Origin of the sequence: Micromonospora sp. NBC_01412 (assembly GCF_045040215.1) — a bacterium.
GTDB lineage: Bacteria > Actinomycetota > Actinomycetes > Mycobacteriales > Micromonosporaceae > Micromonospora > Micromonospora rubida.
This window is the reverse complement of the sequence record NZ_CP109528.1, coordinates 1,802,693-1,822,150: the sequence shown is the minus strand read 5'-3', so window position 1 is coordinate 1,822,150 and position 19,458 is coordinate 1,802,693. Positions and strand designations below refer to the sequence as shown.

Annotated in this window: 15 protein-coding genes; 8 read left to right on the top strand and 7 right to left on the bottom strand. The window is 69.5% G+C overall.

Annotated features, from left to right (window positions below):
- The first annotated feature begins 100 nt into the window (after positions 1-100).
- Positions 101-5,161, top strand: coding sequence for an NAD-glutamate dehydrogenase (locus tag OG617_RS08065; protein WP_405100089.1), 5,061 nt, complete (start codon positions 101-103; stop codon positions 5,159-5,161).
- A 77-nt stretch (positions 5,162-5,238) separates the two neighbouring features.
- Here OG617_RS08065 and OG617_RS08060 read toward each other — a convergent pair whose 3' ends face one another.
- Positions 5,239-5,961, bottom strand: a complete 723-nt coding sequence (locus OG617_RS08060; RefSeq protein ID WP_405100087.1) for a class F sortase — start codon at positions 5,959-5,961, stop codon at positions 5,239-5,241.
- A gap of 1 nt (position 5,962) precedes the next feature.
- Entirely contained in the window at positions 5,963-7,183 is a 1,221-nt protein-coding gene (locus tag OG617_RS08055) for a hypothetical protein (protein ID WP_405100084.1), read from the bottom strand.
- 584 nt (positions 7,184-7,767) lie between these two features.
- Between OG617_RS08055 and OG617_RS08050 the strand changes: the two genes are divergently transcribed.
- Positions 7,768-9,543, top strand: a complete 1,776-nt coding sequence (locus OG617_RS08050; protein ID WP_405100082.1) for a glycoside hydrolase family 6 protein — start codon at positions 7,768-7,770, stop codon at positions 9,541-9,543.
- 143 nt (positions 9,544-9,686) lie between these two features.
- Here the strand turns inward: OG617_RS08050 and OG617_RS08045 are convergent, their stop codons facing one another.
- From OG617_RS08045 to OG617_RS08035, 3 genes are all read right to left on the bottom strand, one after another.
- Positions 9,687-10,055 (bottom strand): hypothetical protein, encoded by a 369-nt coding sequence (locus OG617_RS08045; protein ID WP_405103545.1) that lies wholly within the window; start codon positions 10,053-10,055, stop codon positions 9,687-9,689.
- Positions 10,056-10,378: 323 nt separating this feature from the next.
- Positions 10,379-11,581, bottom strand: coding sequence for a helix-turn-helix domain-containing protein (locus tag OG617_RS08040; RefSeq protein ID WP_405100080.1), 1,203 nt, complete (start codon positions 11,579-11,581; stop codon positions 10,379-10,381).
- The gene (locus tag OG617_RS08035; protein ID WP_405100078.1) at positions 11,568-11,735 is read right to left on the bottom strand and encodes a hypothetical protein; all 168 of its coding nucleotides are present in this window, start codon (positions 11,733-11,735) and stop codon (positions 11,568-11,570) included. The genes OG617_RS08040 and OG617_RS08035 overlap by 14 nt, the downstream gene beginning before the upstream one ends.
- 211 nt (positions 11,736-11,946) lie before the next feature.
- Between OG617_RS08035 and OG617_RS08030 the strand changes: the two genes are divergently transcribed.
- From OG617_RS08030 to OG617_RS08015, 4 genes are all read left to right on the top strand, one after another.
- Positions 11,947-12,315, top strand: coding sequence for a hypothetical protein (locus OG617_RS08030; RefSeq protein WP_405100076.1), 369 nt, complete (start codon positions 11,947-11,949; stop codon positions 12,313-12,315).
- Positions 12,316-12,352: 37 nt separating this feature from the next.
- Positions 12,353-13,231, top strand: a complete 879-nt coding sequence (locus OG617_RS08025) for a helix-turn-helix domain-containing protein (protein ID WP_405100074.1) — start codon at positions 12,353-12,355, stop codon at positions 13,229-13,231.
- Positions 13,224-13,421 (top strand): DUF397 domain-containing protein, encoded by a 198-nt coding sequence (locus OG617_RS08020; RefSeq protein WP_405100072.1) that lies wholly within the window; start codon positions 13,224-13,226, stop codon positions 13,419-13,421. The genes OG617_RS08025 and OG617_RS08020 overlap by 8 nt, the downstream gene beginning before the upstream one ends.
- Positions 13,422-14,261: 840 nt before the next feature.
- On the top strand, positions 14,262-14,654 hold the full coding sequence (locus OG617_RS08015; protein ID WP_405100070.1) for a hypothetical protein: 393 nt from the start codon (positions 14,262-14,264) through the stop codon (positions 14,652-14,654).
- A 3-nt stretch (positions 14,655-14,657) separates the two neighbouring features.
- Here the strand turns inward: OG617_RS08015 and OG617_RS08010 are convergent, their stop codons facing one another.
- The gene (locus tag OG617_RS08010) at positions 14,658-15,320 is read right to left on the bottom strand and encodes a response regulator (protein WP_405100068.1); all 663 of its coding nucleotides are present in this window, start codon (positions 15,318-15,320) and stop codon (positions 14,658-14,660) included.
- A gap of 22 nt (positions 15,321-15,342) precedes the next feature.
- Positions 15,343-16,623, bottom strand: coding sequence for a sensor histidine kinase (locus OG617_RS08005; RefSeq protein WP_405100066.1), 1,281 nt, complete (start codon positions 16,621-16,623; stop codon positions 15,343-15,345).
- 110 nt (positions 16,624-16,733) lie between these two features.
- Here OG617_RS08005 and OG617_RS08000 point away from each other — a divergent pair, with 110 nt between their 5' ends.
- Together OG617_RS08000 and OG617_RS07995 are read left to right on the top strand one after the other, a co-directional pair.
- Positions 16,734-17,483: an ABC transporter ATP-binding protein gene (locus OG617_RS08000; RefSeq protein ID WP_405100064.1), complete on the top strand. Its 750-nt coding sequence runs from the start codon at positions 16,734-16,736 to the stop codon at positions 17,481-17,483.
- Positions 17,480-19,411 carry an FtsX-like permease family protein gene (locus OG617_RS07995; RefSeq protein WP_405100062.1) on the top strand — a complete coding sequence of 644 codons (1,932 nt, stop codon included), beginning with the start codon at positions 17,480-17,482 and terminating at the stop codon, positions 19,409-19,411. Before OG617_RS08000 ends, OG617_RS07995 begins: the two co-directional genes overlap by 4 nt.
- Positions 19,412-19,458: the final 47 nt, after the last annotated feature.

The following is a 19,458-nucleotide window of genomic DNA, read 5'->3' as shown; positions in this document are numbered from 1 at the left end:
ACGTCCGGCCGGTGGTCCGCCGACGAAGGCACGGACGGGCAGGGCCTAGGCTGGGCGGCAGAGTGACCCACAACGCGGTGGGTCGAGGGGAGTGGCACCGATGGACCGGCGTCCGGCGATCAAACCGGGACCCGACCTCCGGCAGGATGACACCAGCCGGAACGACGACAGCTTCGATTCGGCGACCGACGGGGACGGCTCCGGCCGGCTCGACACAGGAGTTACCGGGATGACCGGTTCGAGTATCGACACCATTTATGATCTCGGGCTGCCCGTGGAGGCGCTGACCGACGACGTGGAGGACGCCGAGCTCGACGAGCCGGTGCCGAACGCGGAACGACTGGTCGCCCAGGCGGTCGCACTCGCCAGCGACGACCACGACGCGGCGACACTGGTCGGGCGCTTCTGGCGGTTCGCCCCGGACGAGGAGCTGATCGGGTTCACGGCCGAGGAGATGCTCGACGCGGCCCGGGCGCACTGGGACCTCGCCCAGCAGCGGGTGCCGGGCGAGCTGAAGCTGCGCATCCACGAACCGGATGCCGACCAGCACCACACGGTGATCGAGATCGTCACCGACGACATGCCGTTCCTGGTCGACTCGGTGACAGCCCTGCTCAACGCACACCATCTCGACGTGCACCTGCTGGTGCACCCGCTGGTGGTGGTGCGCCGGGAGCCGCTGGGCCGGCTGACCGAGGTCTCCGCGGATGTGGAGCCCGACGACGCGATCGCCGGGGACCTGGTCGAGAGCTGGATGCGGATCGAGATCGACCCGGTCCGCGACGCGGGCGAGCGGGAGAAGCTGCGCCGCGAGCTGCAACGGGTGCTGACCGACGTGCGGGAGGCGGTCGAGGACTGGCCGAAGATGCGCCAGCGCGCCCTGACCCTGGCCGACGACCTGGCCGCCGCCCGGACCGCCGACAACCGCCCGCCGGTGCCGGAGAAGGACATCACCGACTCGGTGGAGCTGCTGCGCTGGCTGGCCCACGACCACTTCACCTTCCTCGGCTACCGCGAGTACCGGCTGGTGGACGCCCCCGGCGGCGAGGGCTCGGCGCTGGAGGCGGTGCTCGGCACCGGCCTGGGCATCCTGCGCTCGGACTCCCCGGAGGCGCGGGCGCTGTCCTCGATGACGTCCGAGGCGCACGAGAAGGCGCTGGAGAAGCGCCTGCTGATCATCACCAAGGCGAACTCCCGGGCCACCGTGCACCGCTCGGCTTACCTGGACTACATCGGCTTCAAGATCTTCGACGAGGCCGGTCAGGTGATCGGCGAGCGGCGCTTCCTGGGGCTGTTCTCCACGGCGGCGTACCGGACCAGCGTCCGGGAGCTGCCGGTGGTCCGCCGTAAGGTGGCCGAGGTGCTGGACCGCTCCGGCCTGAGCCGGCGCAGCCACTCGGGCAAGGACCTGCTCCAGATCCTGGAGACGTACCCGCGCGACGAGTTGTTCCAGATCAAGACCGAGGACCTGTACCACGCGGTGATCGGCGTGCTGCGCATGGCCGGCCGCCGGCAGCTTCGGGTCTTCCTGCGGCGGGACGCCTACGGGCGGTTCATCTCCTGCCTGATCTACCTGCCCCGGGACCGGTTCACCACGCAGAACCGGCTGCGCATGCAGGACATCCTGCTGCGCGAGCTGAACGGCGTCGGGGTGGACTACACCACCCGGGTCACCGAGTCGATGCTGGCCCGGGTGCACTTCATCGTCCGCACCGATCCGACCCGGCCGCCGGGGGACATCGACGCGGACCTGCTCGCCGAGGAGTTGGCCGACGCCACCCGGCTGTGGGACGACGACTACCGGCTGGTGCTGGAGCGCAAGCTCGGCGACGAGCAGGCCAAGCACCTGTTCAGCCGGTACGCCGACGCCTTCCCGGAGGGCTACAAGGACGGGCACACGCCGTACGAGGCGATGAAGGACCTGGCGAAGCTGGAGCTGCTGGAGGAGCCCGGCCAGCTTGAGATGCACCTGTTCCGCAAGCAGCTCGCCCCGCGCGGCAACGGCGCAGGCCGGGGCACGGACCTCGACGAGGCGATGGACGTCCGGTTCAAGGTCTACCGGTACGGCGAGCCGATGATGCTCTCCGCGGTGCTGCCGGTGCTGCACTCCCTCGGCGTCGGGGTGGTCGACGAGCACCCGTACGAGGTGGACCGGATCGACGGCCGGGTCTACCTGTACGACTTCGGCCTGCGGCTGCCCGAGGGCCACCAGGAGCTGGCCGAGGTGCGCCCGCACGTGGAGAACGCCTTCGCGGCGGCGTGGCGGGGCGAGGCCGAGGTCGACGGCTTCAACGAGCTGGTGCTGCGCGGCGGGCTCACCTGGCGGCAGGTGGTGGTGCTGCGGGCGTACGCGAAGTACCTGCGGCAGACCGGGACGGTCTTCTCCCAGGAGTACATGGAGCAGACCTTCATCGCGTACCCGCGGATCACCGCGCTGCTGGTGGAGCTCTTCGAGGTCCGCTTCGCGCCCGGGGAGTCGACCGCCGAGCAGCGCCGCGAGCGCAGCGGCGAGCTGGTGACGGCGATCGGCGCCGCGCTGGACGACGTGGTCAGCCTCGACCAGGACCGGATCCTGCGGTCGTACCTGACGCTGATCCAGGCCACCCTGCGCACCAGCTTCTACCAGAAGCCGGTCGGCGGGCGGCCGAAGGCGTACGTGGCGTTCAAGCTGGACCCGCAGGCCATCCCGGACCTGCCGGCCCCGCGGCCGAAGTTCGAGATCTTCGTCTACTCGCCCCGGTTCGAGGGCGTGCACCTGCGGTACGGGCCGGTGGCCCGGGGCGGGCTGCGCTGGTCCGACCGGCGGGAGGACTTCCGGACCGAGGTGCTGGGCCTGGTCAAGGCGCAGATGGTGAAGAACGCCGTGATCGTGCCGGTGGGCGCCAAGGGCGGCTTCGTGCTCAAGCAGAAGCCGGGGGACCGGGACGAGGCGGTCGCCTGCTACAAGGAGTTCGTCGGCGCGATGCTCGACATCACCGACAACATCGCCGCCGGTGAGATCGTGCCGCCCGATGACGTGGTCCGCCACGACGGCGACGACCCGTACCTGGTGGTGGCGGCGGACAAGGGCACCGCCACGTTCTCCGACATCGCCAACGAGATCTCGGCGGCGCACAACTTCTGGCTCGGCGACGCGTTCGCCTCGGGCGGCTCGGCCGGGTACGACCACAAGAAGATGGGCATCACCGCCCGGGGCGCCTGGGAGTCGGTGAAGCGGCACTTCCGGGAGCTGGGGCACGACACCCAGACCCAGGACTTCACGGTGGTCGGCGTCGGCGACATGTCCGGCGACGTGTTCGGCAACGGGATGCTGCTGTCCGAGCACATCCGGCTGGTGGCCGCGTTCGACCACCGGCACCTCTTCCTCGACCCGGATCCGGACGCCGCCGCCGCGTACACCGAGCGCAAGCGGCTGTTCGACCAGCCCCGGTCGTCCTGGGAGGACTACGACCGGTCGCTGATCTCCGAGGGGGGCGGGGTGTACCCGCGTGCGGCGAAGTCGGTGCCGATCTCGCCGCAGGTCCGGGTGGCCCTCGGGCTGGACGACGACGTCAGCCAGCTCTCCCCGCAGGAGCTGATGAAGGCGATCCTGACCGCGCCGGTGGACCTGTTCTGGAACGGCGGCATCGGCACGTACATCAAGGCGTCCAGCCAGACCAACGCGGAGGTGGGCGACAAGTCCAACGACGCGATCCGGGTGGACGGCAAGGCGCTGCGCTGCCGGGTGGTCGGCGAGGGCGGCAACCTCGGTTGCACCCAGCTCGGGCGGATCGAGTACGCCCTGGCGGGCGGGCGGATCTACACCGACTTCATCGACAACGCGGCCGGGGTGGACTGCTCCGACCACGAGGTGAACATCAAGATCCTGCTCAACACGGCGGTCGCGGACGAGGCGCTGACCCGGCCCGAGCGCGACGAGCTGCTGGCCGGGATGACCGAAGAGGTCGGCGAGCTGGTGCTGCGGGACAACTACGACCAGGCCCGGGCGATCAACAACTCGCAGGCCCAGGCCGCCTCGCTGCTGCCGGTGCACCGCCGGATGATCGGTGATCTGGAGCGCTCGGGGGCGCTGGACCGGGCGCTGGAGGCGCTGCCGCCGGACGACGAGCTGGCGGTACGCACCGAGTCCGGGCTGACCGCGCCGGAGTTCGCGGTGCTGCTGGCGTACGTGAAGATCGTCCTGGAACGGGAGATCCTCGCCGAGGGCCTTGCCGACGAGGAGTGGACGACCGAGGTTCTGGTCAACTACTTCCCGACCCCGATGCGGGAGCGGTTCGCCGGCCGGATGGGTCAGCACCGGCTGCGCCGGGACATCGTGACGACCGTGCTGGTGAACGAGGCGATCAACCGGGGCGGCATCTCGTTCGTGTTCCGGGTGGTCGAGGAGACTGCGGCGTCCGCGGCGGACGTGATCCGGGCGTACGTGGTGGTCCGCGAGGTGTTCGGGCTGCGCGAGCTGTGGGACGCGGTCGAGGCGCTCGACAGCAAGGTCGACCCTGAGTTGCAGACCGCCGTCTACCTGGACACCCGGCGGCTGCTCGACCGGGCGGTGCGCTGGCTGGTCACGAACCGGCGCTCGCCGATCGACGTGCCGGCCGAGACCGCCCGGCTGCGCGACGGGGTGGTCCAGCTGCTGCCCGGCCTGGAGAACCTCTTCTACGGCAGTGAGCGGGAGGCCATCGCCGCGCACATCGACGAGATGACCTCCCGAGGGCTGCCGCGCGGCCTGGCCGAGCAGGCGACCCGGCTGATGTACAGCTTCGGGCTGCTCGACGTGGTGGAGACCTCGACGAGCACCGGTCGGGACGTCGGCGAGGTGGCCTCGGTCTACTTCGTCCTGTCCGACCGGTTCCGGGTCGACTCCCTGCTGTCGAAGATCTCCCTGCTGCCGCGGGAGGACCGCTGGCAGACGCTGGCCCGGATGGCGCTGCGCTACGACCTGTACGCCGCGCTGGCCGCGCTCACCGCGGAGGTTCTCGGCTCCACCCCGGGCAACCTGCCGCCGCTGGAGCGGGTGTTGCAGTGGGAGCAGTCGAACGCCACCTCGATCCACCGCGCCCAGCGGGCGATGGGGGAGTTCGACGAGTCCCGGGCGGATCTCGCCGCCCTGTCGGTGCTACTACGTCAGATCCGTACCCTGGTGCGGACCTCGGCGGCCTGAGTCGCCGGGAGCGTGCCGCGGCCGGTCGGGAACACCGACCGGCCGCGGCACGTCCTGGGGGCCGCCCGCCCCGCCTCTCAGCCGGTCATCGTCGCGAAGACGATGACGTTGTCCAGGTAGCTGCCCGCGTTCTTGTCGAACTGCCCGCCGCAGGTGACGACCCGTAGACCGGCCCGGTCGTTCGGGCCGTACACCAGCTCGGTGGGAAAGGCCTTCTTCGGGTACGACTTCACCTCGTCGACGGTGAAGGTGGCCTGGCTGCCGTCGTCCCGCGAGACCGTGATGGCGTCGCCCGGCAGGAGCGCGCCGAGCTCGAAGAAGACGGCGGGACCACCGACCTTCGCCGAGTCGACGTGCCCGACGATCACCGCGTTGCCGGTCTCGCCGGGGCTCGGCCCGGGGGAGTACCAGCCCGCGCTCAGGGCCTGCTCCAGCGATGGGACCTGGACGGTGCCGTCGGGGTTGGTGCCCAGCGTCATGATCGGGGCGTCGACCCCGATCCGGGGGATGGCGATGGTGGTCGGCGTGGCCCGGCCAAGCCCGGCCGCCGGCTGTCCCTCGCCGGCCGACCCGGTGTCGGGGTCGGTGGGCTCCTGGTCGACGCCGTACCCGCCGGGGCCGGCGGTGGTGCGGACGTCCGCGCCGGTCTGGGACAGCGGCTGAGGCGGGCGGGCCGTGGGCGTGTCGCGCATCGAGGCGCCCACCAGGCCGGCGCCGACCATCGCGAACATGACGACGACGGCCGCGCCGGCGGCACGCCACGGTCTCCCGTGGCGGCCGCCGGCCGGTGTCGCCGTCACGTCAGACGAGCGACCCATTGGCCCGACGCCGCCGCATCAGCACGATGCCGCCGAGCGCCGCGGCGCCCAGCATGCCCGCCCCGGTGGTGGCCATCCCGCGGTCGGTGCCGGTGGTCGCGCCGCCGTCACCGCCGTCGACGTGGCCGCGCGGGAGCACGACCAGCTCGCCCTCGCCGCAGGAGCCGTGGAGCTCGTAGCGGCCCGGCTCGGCGTCCTCGGAGACCTCGACCTCGCCGAAGTAGACGAAGTCCTTCTTGTGCTCCCAGGACCGCTCGTCCTCGCTGTCGCGGGAGTCCCGGCCCCAGTCGGAGTCCTTGCCGTGGTCCGACTTCTCGTCCTTGCCCCAGCCGGAGTCCTTGCCGTGCTCGGAGTCCTTGCCGTGCTCAGAGTCCTTGCCCCAGCTGGAGTCCTTGCCGTGCTCAGAGTCCTTGCCGTGCTCAGAGTCCTTGCCGTGCTCGGAGTCCTTGCCGTGCTCGGAGTCCTTGCCGTAGCCAGAGTCCTTGCCGTACCCGGAGTCCTTGCCGTAGTCCGACTCCTCGTTCGACCGGCCCTTGCCGGACTCCTTGCCGTGGTCCTTGTCGGCCTTCTGGTCGCGCTCGTAGCCGCCCCAGTCCTCCTCGCCGTACGGGGCGGCAGCGACGCCGCCGCCCTTGCCGCCCGACTCCTCGCCGGGCTTGCCCTCGTCCTTGCCCTGCTCATCGCCGGGCTTGCCGTGTTCCTCGCCCGGCTTGCCGTCGTCCTTGCCGTCGTCCTTGCCGTCGTCCTTGCCGTGTTCCTTGCCGTCGTCCTTGCCCTGCTCATCGCCGGGCTTGCCGTGTTCCTCGCCCGGCTTGCCGTGCTCCTTGCCCTCGTCCTTGCCCTCGTCCTTGCCCTGCTCATCGCCGGGCTTGCCGTGTTCCTCGCCCGGCTTGCCGTCGTCCTTGCCGTCGTCCTTGCCGTGTTCCTCGCCGGGCTTGCCGTGGCCGTCCTCGGCCGCGCGCAGCTTGACCTTGCCGGTGACCTCGGACCAGACGAAGGCGTGCTCCTGCCGCTCCGAGCAGATCTGCAGGAGCTCGACCTTGTCGCCCGCCTTGACGACGTGCGGCTTGGCGTAGACCTTGCCGTCACGGGACTCGCCGTCCTGGTGGCCGTCCGCGAACGCGATCCCCGGCGTGAACACCAGCAGGGACGCACCCCCGAGGGCGGCTCCCGCAACGACCTTCCCGAGCATCTTGTTTGCCATGACCTGCGTCACTCCATCCCTGTTCGTCCTGAGCCCGACGTCAGCCGAGCTACTCAAGACGTTAGACCGATTCGCGACCTATAAGAGGAAAGATTCGTGTTTTACAGTTTCCTGGCATTCGGGCGGAAGGTGTGGCAAGCAGACTTTCTCAGCTTCTGTCGGGCGTTGCCGACCTGGGGAAGGGTTGCGGCCCGGTTGCGCGTGGCGCACCCTTTCGGGGGACGGTGAGTGTCTCGTCCCGGGCTGTCGCCGGCGGTGTCGTCGCGTCGCGGTGCTCCGGACGTCCTGTTCGGCCATGTCAACAGGCATCGAGCCATTGCCATGGAAGCGCTCCCATGCAAGAATTTCCCCACGCGGTACGGGGAGCCACACCGCGCAAGGCAGACGTCGAGGGCACCGGTCTCACCGGACGCCGTCCGCCGACCCGACCGGCCGTTCTCGTGCCGGTCGTGTGCCACCACCAAACCGCCCGTCCGGGTCGGGCATCCCGAAATCCCCCCGTGGCGCCGCCGATCGTCCGTGCAGGACGTCGGGCGCCGTTCCGCCGGGCCGCGAGTCCGGTCTCGCCCAAGGAGATCTGTGGCATGAGTATGAGGAAGAGACTGTCCGGCCACGGCCGGGCGCTCGCACTGTCCGGTGCGGGTGTCCTGGTCGCCGCCGGCCTGGTGGCCATCCCGGTCACCGCGGCCCAGGCCGCGACCCAGTGCAGCGTCGACTACACCACCAACGACTGGGCCGGCGGATTCACCGCCAACGTCACCATCAGGAACCTCGGTGACGCGGTCAGCTCCTGGAACCTCGGCTTCACCTTCCCGAACAGCAGCCAGCGGGTGCAGCAGGGCTGGTCGGCGAAGTGGAGCCAGACCGGGCAGAACGTGACCGCCACGAACGAGTCGTACAACGGCTCGATCGGCAGCGGCGGCAGCGTGAGCATCGGCTTCAACGGCGCGTGGAGCGGCAGCAACCCGAAGCCCACCTCGTTCACCCTGAACGGCGTGACCTGCAACGGCAGCACTCCCACCACCCCGCCGACGACGCCGCCGACCACCCCGCCCCCGACCACGCCCCCACCGACCACTCCGCCGCCGACCAGCCCGCCGGGGGAGAAGGTGGACAACCCCTACCTGAACGCCAAGGGGTACGTGAACCCCGAGTGGAAGGCCAAGGCCGAGTCGGTGGCCGGCGGCAACCGGGTGTCGAACAACCCGACCGCCGTCTGGATCGACCGGATCGCCGCGATCAACGGCACGCCGGACAGCAGCTCCAACGGGGCGATGGGCGTCCGTGCCCACCTGGACGAGGCGCTGAAGCAGGGTGCCAAGTACATCCAGTTCGTGGTCTACAACCTGCCCGGGCGGGACTGCGCCGCGCTCGCCTCCAACGGTGAGCTGGGCCCGAACGACCTGCCCCGGTACAAGGCCGAGTACATCGACCCGATCGCCGCGATCCAGGGCGACGCGAAGTACGCCAGCCTGCGGATCATCAACATCATCGAGATCGACTCGCTGCCGAACCTGGTGACCAACACCTCCGGCCAGCCCGGCGGCACGGCCATGTGCGACACCGTCAAGGCCAACGGCGCCTACGTCAACGGCGTCGGGTACGCCCTGTCGAAGCTGGGCGCGCTCGGCAACGTCTACAACTACATCGACGCCGCGCACCACGGCTGGATCGGCTGGGACAGCAACTTCGGCCCGACCGCCGACCAGCTCAAGGCCGCCGCCGTCGCCTCGGGCAGCACCGTGAACAACGTGCACGGCTTCATCGTCAACACGGCCAACTACTCGGCGCTGCGGGAGCCGTACGTCAAGATCACTGACAACGTGAACGGCACGTCCGTCCGTCAGTCGAAGTGGATCGACTGGAACTTCTACACCGACGAGCTCTCGTTCGCCCAGGCGTTCCGCACCAAGCTGGTCTCGGTCGGCTTCAACAGCAACATCGGCATGCTGATCGACACCTCCCGCAACGGCTGGGGCGGCACCGCTCGGCCCACCGGCCCGGGCGCACTGACCAGCGTGGACACCTACGTCAACGGCGGCCGGGTCGACCGGCGGATCCACGCCGGCAACTGGTGCAACCAGTCCGGCGCGGGCCTCGGCGAGCGTCCGAAGGCCGCTCCGGAGTCCGGCATCGACGCCTACGTCTGGGTGAAGCCCCCGGGTGAGTCGGACGGCTCCAGCAAGGAGATCCCGAACAACGAGGGCAAGGGCTTCGACCGGATGTGCGACCCGACCTACACCGGTAACGCCCGCAACGGCAACAGCATGAGCGGCGCCCTGCCGGACGCCCCGATCTCGGGCGCCTGGTTCTCGGCGCAGTTCGCCCAGCTCATGCAGAACGCCTACCCGGCGCTCTGACGCTCCACCAGGCACGCCTGCCGGCCGCTGGCGAGGAGTGAGGCACTCTCAGCGGCAGGCTTCCCCGGGCCCCTGACCCGACCGGTGACGGTCGGGCCAGGGGCCCCCGCCGTGCGCCGTGCCCGGTGCGGGGTCGGGCGGGGTCAGGGGACCGTCCGCTCCACCGCTGCCCGGCCCTGCTCGGCCAGGTCGCGGCGGGCCCGCTCGATGTTCTTCGGCGTCAGGTCCTGGCCCCGGGCCCGCACCAGGTCCTCCGGCTCCCACGGCTGCTCGGCACCGGTGCGGATGTTTTCCCCGCCGGCCCCCGTGCCCGCGCCGTGCGGGTCGCCGAGCAGGTCCTCGGTCGAGCCGGCACCCTCCGGGACGTCCCCCGGCCCGCCGAAGGACGGGGTGTCCCGGTCGGCCCCGCCACCGGTCGCCAACTGCCGCACCGTGCTCTCGTCGTCCACCGCTGCGGCCACATCGGGGCTCTCCTCCAGCGGTCGCCCGGCGTTCCGGTCGCGCTCCGTCATCCTGCTGCCCTCCTGTCCCCAGGTGCTGCCTGATCCCCCCGGCGTACCCAGCAGCGCCCCGGACATGCCGACGGCGCGGACCGGGGGCCCTGCGGATGGGTCGTCCGGGTCGGGTGGGGCCGGCGGGGTTGCCGGGTTTCGTCGCTGTACGTCTTCGGCGGCGTGCAGGACGTTGCGGGCGGCGGTCGCCAGCGGACAGCCAGGAGTCCGGCAGATCGGGCAGCGGCCGTCGGGGTCGGGCCGGTGGGCGCGGAGGATCGCTCGGGCGGTGAGGGCCAGCCGGTTACGGATCTGCGCCAGGGACAGGAACGGCGCGGTCATCCTCAGGTCACCCCGAGGGCGACGGCGAGCTGAATGATCGTGGCCGGGGCGTGCGGGTCGCGCGCCACCCGGGCGACCACGTCCCGCGCGGCCGGCCGGTGGCGCAGCTCCGCCGGTGCGATGCGGTCGGCGTCGACCAGGACGCGGCCGGCGTTGGCCGGGTCGTCGGCCTGGAGGTAGGCGCGGGCGGCGTCGAGCAGGTGCGCGGCGCGGTGCTCGGCGGGCAGCCACCGCCAGGCGTCCCGGCTGGTCGTCTTCTCGTGCCAGGCGACCGCCTCGCCCGCGTCGCCCAGTTCGAGGGCCGCGACGACCCGGGCCAGGTCGACCGCCGTCGGCCCGAACCCGGTCCGGTGATGGTCGTGGCCCTCGCCCACCCGCAGCGCCATGTCGGCGGCCTCGCCGATCAGTTCGGCGGTGGCGCGGGCGTCGCCGTGGCGGGCAGCAGCCAGGGCGGCCTGGACGAGCAGCGTCCCGCACAACGACAGCTCCGCCGGTCGGGCGTCGTCCGGGTTGGGCGGGGCGATCCGGTACGCGGCGGCCAGCGCCGTCGACATGGCCGCCCGCGCCCGCCCCGAGGCGCGCAGCACCTCGCCGAGCTGCACGGCGGCGGCGGCGACCAGCACCGGATCGCCGGTCGCCACGGCCACGGCCCGGTCGGCGGCCAACCACGCCAGGTCGGCCTCGCCGAGCTTCACCAGCAGCGACGCGGTCACCCGGTACGCCTCGACCAACAACGCGCGGCCCGCCCCCGGGTCGTCGGCGTGGCAGCGCTGCGCATCGGCCAACACGCCCGGCACCAGCGCGCTCAGCTGCGGATACCGGGCGTGCTGGAAGGTGGTCCACGCGTGCGCGACGCCCCCCGCCAGCCGAACCGCCGGCAACCCGGGGCAGCGTGCCGCCGACCGACCCAGGGCGATGTCGTACGTCGACAGGGCCGCCCGGATGCGGTCCACGCCCTCGGCGCGCTGGGTCACGTCGGCGGGCCGGGCATCCCGGCCGAGCAGCACGGCCGAGTCGATCCGCAGGACGGCGGCGATGTCCTGGAGGGCGGACACCTTGTCGAGGGCGCGAACGCCTCGCTCGACCTTGTCGACCCAGCTCTTCGACTTGCCGAGCCGGTCGGCGAACACCTGCTGCGACAGCTTCCGCCGCCCACGCCAGTACGCCACCCGCCGACCGACCGGCAACAGTTCACTGCTGTCCACGCCGCCACCGCCGATCCGGCACCGCCCGGGTCGTCTCCTCGACCGGTATCCGATCCGCCTCGGCCTGCGCGAGGAGGCGTTGCTTCGCCGCTTCTCGCTCCGCCTCCTGGATCTGCTCGCCCTTGCTGTCCTCGACGGGCGCGTCGTCGCTCATCCCCACCTCCGCTGGTAGGGGCGCGACGGCGGTGCTCTTGGAAGGACCCCCGCCGTCGCGCCCTGCTGAAGAGACGCGACTGCGGCAGCCTCGCGCCTTCCGATCCCGCCAGGCCTCAAGCGTCTTGCGCGCCTGCACGAGCCTTGGACATCCGTTGTCGTCGCACTTGGAGCAGACGTTGCGGTCATGAAAGTCGATTACGTAGCCAGCCATGACGACGCCGAAGGGTGTCTCTGACCGGCTCTGGCTACCCATTCCGGCCGCTGCCCTGGTTGTGGCCCTTGGCGGCCTGGCGGGCGCGCTCAGCGGCGGCCGGGTGATCGCCCTGGGGCGGGGAAGGATCTGGCTCGCCGTACGCGCCGGCTCGTCGGGAGAAGGTCGATCGTTCGACGACGTCAATCGGTTCGTCCTGCCGCTGAAACCATTTGATCTTGGTCACCTGCGACCTCCCGAGATCATTTGCCGACTTCACTTCTCCTCACGATCGGGGAGCGATAGCGCGATCTGCAATATCTCGCAGCGAGTTTTGGAGGCAGATATTGACGCCGTGTCATCCGGCCCGGCAGGCTGTTCCGAATGAGACGGATAGGCGTGTCGAACTGAAATGGAGGCTGAACGTGAATGATGTTGGGTCTTCTGTGCCACGTCGACAGCTCGGCAGGCTGTTGCGACAGGCACGCGAAGAAGCAGGCATCAACCTGGAGGCTGCGGCTGAGGCGTTGGAGTGGTCCCGCGCCAAGATGTACCGACTGGAGAACGGTCAGACTGCGTTACGGACCCACGACGTGACCCTGATGTGCCAGCACTACGGCACAGCGGCTGAGTTGACCGAAGTGCTCGTCAGTTTGGCCAGGGAGAGCAAGAGCAAGGGGTGGTGGCACGCCTATGGGGAAGCCATCCCTGGTTGGTTCGAGCTGTACGTAGGGCTCGAAGCCGCTGCCTGCCACGTTCGGCTATACGAGCCGAACCTGATCCCCGGCCTGTTGCAGTCGCCGGAGTACATGGAGGCGGTGTTCGCCACCAAGCAGGGGCGGACGCCTCAGGAAGTGGCCCAGAAGGTAGCTCTCCGGCTGGAGCGTCAGAAGCTTCTCAGTCGCCGGAGCCCCGCCGCGCCCCGCTTCGATGCGATCATCGACGAGGCGGTCATCCGCCGACCCATCGGGGATCTTGAAGCGTGGAGGCGACAGCTCGCCCACCTGGTGAACGCCTCACAAGCAGCCAACGTGAGCTTTCGGGTGCTGCCCCTTGCTGCTGGTCCACACGGGGTGTCCGTTGCCGGGGCGTTCATCGTGCTGGATTTCCCTGCCGTCGGGACTCGCCCAGCAGAGCCCTCCACGATCTACTGCGAGTCCTTTACGGGCAGCCTCTATCTGGACCGCCCGAACGAAGTAGAGGCATACTCGGATGCGTGGCAGACGTTGCGAGGGCTTGCCCTTGACGAACGCGCGTCAGAGGACTTGGTAAGCACGCTGATCAAGGAGAGCTACGATGAATGATCTGGCCGGCGCCTCCTGGCGCAAGAGCAGCCGTAGCGGCAATGAGGGTGAATGCGTGGAGGTGGCCGACAACCTGCCTGGCGTGGTCGGTGTGCGCGACAGCAAGGACGTGGCGGGGCCTGCTCTCGTCTTCGCCCCCGCATCTTGGTCGACCTTCGTCGAGAGCGTGCGGGGAGATGCCCTGAGCTGACCGCCAGCGGCGCGCCCACCCGCGGCGGCAGAACCGGCACTAACGGCTACCTGTGGATCGCGCCCTGCAACTCCAGGTTCAGGCGGTGAGACCACAGGAGCCAGGTACACGACAGACCATCCCAGGCGGCCTCTTGGGTTAGCGGCCTGCGCCTCACCCCCCAGGGCCCGGCAAAGTCGCGGAGTGTCCGGTACCGCGCAGATCGGAGCCGCGTACGTGGATGCCGCCGGTGCGGCGATCACCGCGCAACTCGGCTTAGTCCCGCCGCCGGCACCACCCCACCGAAGCCCGTCCTGCCGCGCTGTTCCCCACCCCCGCCGCCGCCGAACCTGCCCACACCCGTCCATGTAACGGGACTTACGTTCCGCTGCTTGGGATGGCTGAAGACCTTGGAGGGAAGTGGCCCCTCCAGGGGCCACTTCCCTCCAAGGTCTTCCATGCGGTCAGCCGTGGCCCGGGTGGGCGTCGGAAATGGCGCTCATAGGCGTGACGCACGGCATGAGGGGCCGGGGTCTTGGTTCGAGGACTTCGACGATCTGCTGAAACGGCTCTGCCTGCGCTGCTCCCGCCAGCAAGGGCGCGTCTCCGCCAACCACCCCAGGCCGGAGACCCGCCCGACTTTGCCGGTGCCCTGGCCTCACCCCGCCGGCCGTCCGACGGGCCACCACTTCGGGCTGTACACCGAGTTGATTCGGGGCGGTTACGGTGGGCATTCGGGCAGAGGCTCCGAGTGTTGCCATGCGTCAGAGAACTGCCGCCGAAGCGGTAGGGCTGGCCCTACCAAGAAGACTCAGGTTCGACGTATGTCGCCGGTGACCGGTCTTCGTTGGAATTGGGGGTATGAGAAAGACCCTTCGCCACTGCGCCATCGGAACGGTTCTCGTCGCGAGCCTCGCACTGTCGGGGTGTTCATCAAGTGAGCACTCTGAGCAGGAGTCTTTCGCGTTCACCGGCACGACACTCAACGTGGTCCACGACAACGCCAACATGCCCGTGACGGTGTCGGCTAACACCGGCGACGTCGATGAGGGCAGCGAGGTGACCGTCGAAGTCCACACGTCAACGTTGGGGAAGAGCCCACAGACTCCCGCGTGGTCGTTGACCGATGACACCCTGGATATCGGCAGCCCGTGCGGCTCCAGCTGGATCGGGTACTGCGAGGGCGGCTATTCGATCCATGTTCCGAAGGGGACCAAGGTGACGGTCAACGGCCAATCAGTGGCGGTCGGCTGATCGTCAGCCGTCCTGTCCACGCAGGTAGGCCAGGACGGCCGCCACCCGGCGGTTCTGATCGTCGTTGGGTGGTAGGTCGAGCTTCATCATGATGTTGCCGATGTGCTTGACGACGGCCGCCTCGGAGACGAACATGCGCCGTGCGATGGCAGCGTTTGAGTGGCCCTCGGCCGTGACTGCCAGGACCTCCCGCTCACGCGGGGTGAGCCGTTCGAGCGGGTCGCGGCGGCGTCTGATCATCTGGTTGATGACGGCGGGGTCGACCGCTGTGCCGCCGGCGTGGACGCGACGGAGTGTGTCGGCGAAGTCGTTGACGTCACTGACCCGATCTTTCAGCAGGTATCCGATGCCTGCTCCGCCGGCGCTGTCGAGCAGTTCGGCGACGTAGCTCTGCTCGACGTACTGGCTCAGGACCACCACAGGAAGGGCCGGGTTTTCCTCGCGCAGGCGCACCGCAGCGGCGAGGCCTTCGGAGCGGAACGTCGGCGGCATCCGCACGTCGGTGACCACGAGGTCGGGATCGGAGTCGCGTACGACGGCGACCAGCTCGTCGGCTGTGTCCACTGCTGCGAGGACGACGAATCCGTTGCGTTCGAGCAGCACTTGGAGCCCTTCGCGCAGCAGCGTGTTGTCCTCGGCGATGACGACGCGGAGCGGTTCTGGCATCGAGGTTGGCATGGTGCTGACCTCAGTCATCCGGACGGTCTTCCCCGACTGCGGAAAGTGTGATGGTGATACTCGTCGGTCCGCCAAGAGGCGAGTCGATCTCCAGGACTCCTTCGAGCGCGGCGACGCGGTCGGCGATCCCGTCGAGCCCACCGTTCTCGTTGCGACTCGTGCCGGCTCCGCCGCCACCATCGTCGTGGACGTTGATCTCGACCTGTTCGGGCTGGGGTCGGTGAAGTCGTACCTCGGCATGCTGGGCCCCGGAGTGCTTGACGATGTTCGTGAGCAGCTCGGCGACGCAGAAGTAAAGGTTGGTCTCGACCTCGGCGGGCAGACGCCCACCAAGCCGGTCATCGACGGTGATGGGGATGGTCAAGGTGTCGGCGAGTTCACCCACCGCCGCGCCGAGGCCGTGATCGATGAGCACCTGCGGGTGGATGTTGCGCACGAAGCTGCGTAGCGCCTCCAGAGTCTGCCGAGCCTGATCCTGGGCGCGGGCCACGTCCGAACGGCCGGGGGCATCGGCCGGCATTGCGGTGAGGGCGAGTCCGAGAGTCATGCTCACCGACATCAGTTGCGGTTGAACGCCGTCGTGTAGATCGCGTTCGATACGGCGGCGTTCGACGTCGAAGGCTCGCACCAGGCGCGCCCGCGATTGCGCGGTCATGGTCAAGTCGCGCTGAAGGCGGTGCTCGGGGCGGGTCAGCATCTGGAGCACCAGCAACGCGTGTGCCCGAGCGACGACAGGCGAAGCAAAGACGAGGCCCGTCAGCACGCCGAGTGCGATGACGGCTGCCAGCACGGACTGTGGCACGGTGCTCACCGTGAACGGTCCGATCACCGCCTGGTCACCAACCGCGGTCAGGAACGGGCTGATCAGCGCGACCAGCGATCCCACGACGGCCAGAGCGGCAAGCACGGCAACGGCGCCGCCGAGGGTCAGCATGACGACTGTGTAGGCCAACGGCCTGACGAGAGTCCGAGGCTCGTGCAGCCGGGTCTCGGGAGGCCCTCCTGCGGCCCGGTCGAGCAGAGCTGCCGACCCACTCCAGTCGGCTCGCGCGAGGACGACCGAGATGAGCGGAAGACCCACTCCGAGCAGCGCCAAGCCCGCGACCAGGAGGCCGCCCGCAGCCTCGGCGCCGCGCTCAGGACCGGTGAGCGCGAGGCCGATCGGCGTGCCCAGCAGCACCACACCGACCATCGCCGTGAGTGCCCGGACGTCGACGGCGGCGGAGTACAGCACGCCTCGCCACCGCCCGATGGTCGGCGGCACCTGACGTTCTGACTCCCCACGGCTCACCTGCCCATCGTAAGGACGAGCCGGTCGCGAGAACGTAGAGCCAGCCATACCCTGAATCGACGGTTCGGCCCCACTGCACCGCACCGGCGCATCGCGATGTGCTGGGAGGCATGAACGAGACCGCCCCACCCAGCACCGTGTTGCATCTGAATGATGTGACACGCACCTACCAGTCAGGCAAGTCCACCCTCACGGCGCTCGACCGCATTACGTTCGGTTGCCGTCGTGGCTCCTGGACGGCCGTCATGGGGCCGTCGGGATCGGGAAAGTCCACCCTGCTGAACTGCGCCGCCGGGCTGGACACGCCGGACTCGGGACAGATCTTCCTCGGCGGTCGCGACATCGCGAGCCTCAGCGACGACGTGTTGACCCGGATGCGGCGCACCGAGATCGGTTTCGTCTTCCAGCAGTTCAACCTCGTCGCCGCCTTGACCGCGGCGCAGAACGTCACTCTCCCGCTGCGCCTGGCTGGAGACAAGGATGCCGACGCCGCCGCGACCGAAGCCTTGAACGCCCTGGGCCTGGGTGAGCACACCCACCACAAGCCGCGCGAACTTTCCGGCGGACAGCAGCAGCGCGTGGCCATCGCACGAGCCCTGGCGACCCGACCGAGCATCCTGTTCGCCGACGAGCCGACCGGAGCCCTGGACAGCAAGTCCGCCGGCACAGTGCTCGGCCTGCTTCGCGCCCTCGTCGACCAGCACGCACAGACGATCCTGATGGTCACCCACGACCCTCAGGCTGCAGCACATGCGGACCACGTGGCCTTCCTGCGCGATGGCCGTCTCATCACGACCCTCAACGGCGCAAGTGCGAATCAGATCGCATCCACCCTGGCCGATCTGGAGACCCTGCGATGATCCGCCTCGCCATCCGCACCTTCGCCGACCGATGGCAGCTCTTCACCGGAACCGTCCTCGCCGTGACCGCCGGTGTCGCCATCGTCCACGCCGGCATGACGATCATCCTCGGCGTCGAGAACGCCGAAGCACCCGGCGGATCGACGCCGGAACAGGCTGAAGCGTTCCAGCAGGCTGCCAGCGGCGCCAGCACCCTGACCGGCATGACGGTGATGCTCGGAGCGTTCCTGACGATCTTCGTCGTCGGCTCGACCTTCAGCTTCGCCGTAGATGAACGCCGAAGCGACCTCGCGATCCTCAGGCTCGGCGGTGTCACCTCTCGCCAGGTGCGCAGACTCCTGCTCGCCGAGGCGCTCCTCGCCGCACTCCTGGGCACTGTGGCCGGCGCCCTGCTCGGACTCGGACTCACCGTTGTTCAACGCACGATTCTCACCTGGCTCGGGACCTTCCCAGCTGAACTGGCAACCCCCATCCAGCCGACGGTCCTCGTGCTGGATCTCGTGACCGCTGTCACCGTCTGCCTTGCCGGAGCCCGGGGTGCCGCCAGGCGCGCCACCAAGGTCAGTCCCCTGGACGCCCTGCGCCGAAGCAACGACGAGCAACGCGTGATGACCACCCGCCGATGGATCGTCGCCGTCGCCGCCATCGCACTCACCGCCGTCCAGACCTACTTCTCGGCAACCACCGGAGGCATGCTCATCCCGCTGCTGCTCGGCCTGGGCATCGTCATCACCGCCACCGTGGCCATGAGCCGGCTCTCGCCATTGCTCGTGCCGGCCGCAGCGCTGATACTCACGCCCTGGGCACGCCGCTCACCGGTCACCGGCCTTGCCGTGGCCAACCTGCGCGACGCCGTGCGCCGCACCGCCTCGTGCGCCGCCCCGATGATCGTGCTCGTCAGCCTCGTCATGGGACTCCAGGGCATTCTCGACACCCAGACGAAGGCGGCGGCGACCGAGGCCACTCAGCTCCTGGATGCTGACCTGACCGCCACCGGAGACGACATCGACCTGGCCGCACTGGACACCATCGATGGCATCTCCCTGGCCGCACCCGAGACCGTCGTTCCGCTGGCCGTTCAACTCACCCGCGACGGCGCCACCACCACCGGGCCGGGCACCGTCGTCGCAGTCGACCCCGATGCCTTCCGAGCCACCCACCTGCAACGACCCGACAGCGGCGACATCGCCGACTTCGGCTCCGACAGCATCGTCTTCGGCCCCGGCCTGGACTCCACGATGGTCCGGAGCCACTACGACGAGATCAAGCTAGCCATCGACGGCGACACCGTCACGCTCCATGAGGCAGCCCGCATGTCAGAGACCCTCGCCGGCATCGACGGCTTCTACATCGACCGCTTGATCCTGCCCACCGACATGCTCGACCGTCCCACCACCGTCCTCATCCAACTCGATCCCGGAGCCGACATCCACGCGGTCGAACAAGAACTCACCGCCGCAGGCGCGACCACCGTCCAGACGCCCGCAGAGGCTTCCCAAGAAGAAGACAGCGTCAAGGACGCAGAGAACCGCGGAGTCATGGCCGCTATCGTCGGACTCGGCAGCCTGTATGCCCTCATCAGCGTGCTGAGCACCCTCGCGATCGCCATCGGCCAACGCCGCAGCGAGCTAGCCACCCTCAGACTCAGCGGCTTCACCCGGCGTCGGATCCAACTTGCCGTGATCGTCGAGGCACTCGCTGCTACCACGATCGGCCTCATCCTCGGCGCCATCGCCGCAGTCCTCGCCCTCGTGGGGCTCTGGGTAGCGACCTACCGGGTCTATGGCACCCCGGTCATCGCGATCCCCTGGACCCTCCTGGGCACCATCACCCTGATCACGGCCACACTCACCACCATCACAGCCATCGTGGCCACGCGATCTGCCATCAAGGCCCCAGCCATCCGGGCGCTCGGAGCGCAGGAATGAACGGCGACCTGTCTGCCCGGCTCGCCGAGCACCCGGACAGGCCGCAC

Excerpts from the sequence above, each read along its gene's own strand:
- OG617_RS08065 (WP_405100089.1), top strand. The coding sequence starts at position 101 with ATGGACCGGCGTCCGGCGATCAAACCGGGACCCGACCTCCGGCAGGAT.
- OG617_RS08055 (WP_405100084.1), bottom strand. The coding sequence starts at position 7,183 with ATGGCAAACAAGATGCTCGGGAAGGTCGTTGCGGGAGCCGCCCTCGGG.
- OG617_RS08050 (WP_405100082.1), top strand. The coding sequence starts at position 7,768 with ATGAGTATGAGGAAGAGACTGTCCGGCCACGGCCGGGCGCTCGCACTG.
- OG617_RS08045 (WP_405103545.1), bottom strand. The coding sequence starts at position 10,055 with ATGACGGAGCGCGACCGGAACGCCGGGCGACCGCTGGAGGAGAGCCCC.
- OG617_RS08035 (WP_405100078.1), bottom strand. The coding sequence starts at position 11,735 with ATGAGCGACGACGCGCCCGTCGAGGACAGCAAGGGCGAGCAGATCCAG.
- OG617_RS08030 (WP_405100076.1), top strand. The coding sequence starts at position 11,947 with ATGACGACGCCGAAGGGTGTCTCTGACCGGCTCTGGCTACCCATTCCG.
- OG617_RS08020 (WP_405100072.1), top strand. The coding sequence starts at position 13,224 with ATGAATGATCTGGCCGGCGCCTCCTGGCGCAAGAGCAGCCGTAGCGGC.
- OG617_RS08015 (WP_405100070.1), top strand. The coding sequence starts at position 14,262 with ATGAGAAAGACCCTTCGCCACTGCGCCATCGGAACGGTTCTCGTCGCG.
- OG617_RS08010 (WP_405100068.1), bottom strand. The coding sequence starts at position 15,320 with ATGCCAGAACCGCTCCGCGTCGTCATCGCCGAGGACAACACGCTGCTG.
- OG617_RS08000 (WP_405100064.1), top strand. The coding sequence starts at position 16,734 with ATGAACGAGACCGCCCCACCCAGCACCGTGTTGCATCTGAATGATGTG.
- OG617_RS07995 (WP_405100062.1), top strand. The coding sequence starts at position 17,480 with ATGATCCGCCTCGCCATCCGCACCTTCGCCGACCGATGGCAGCTCTTC.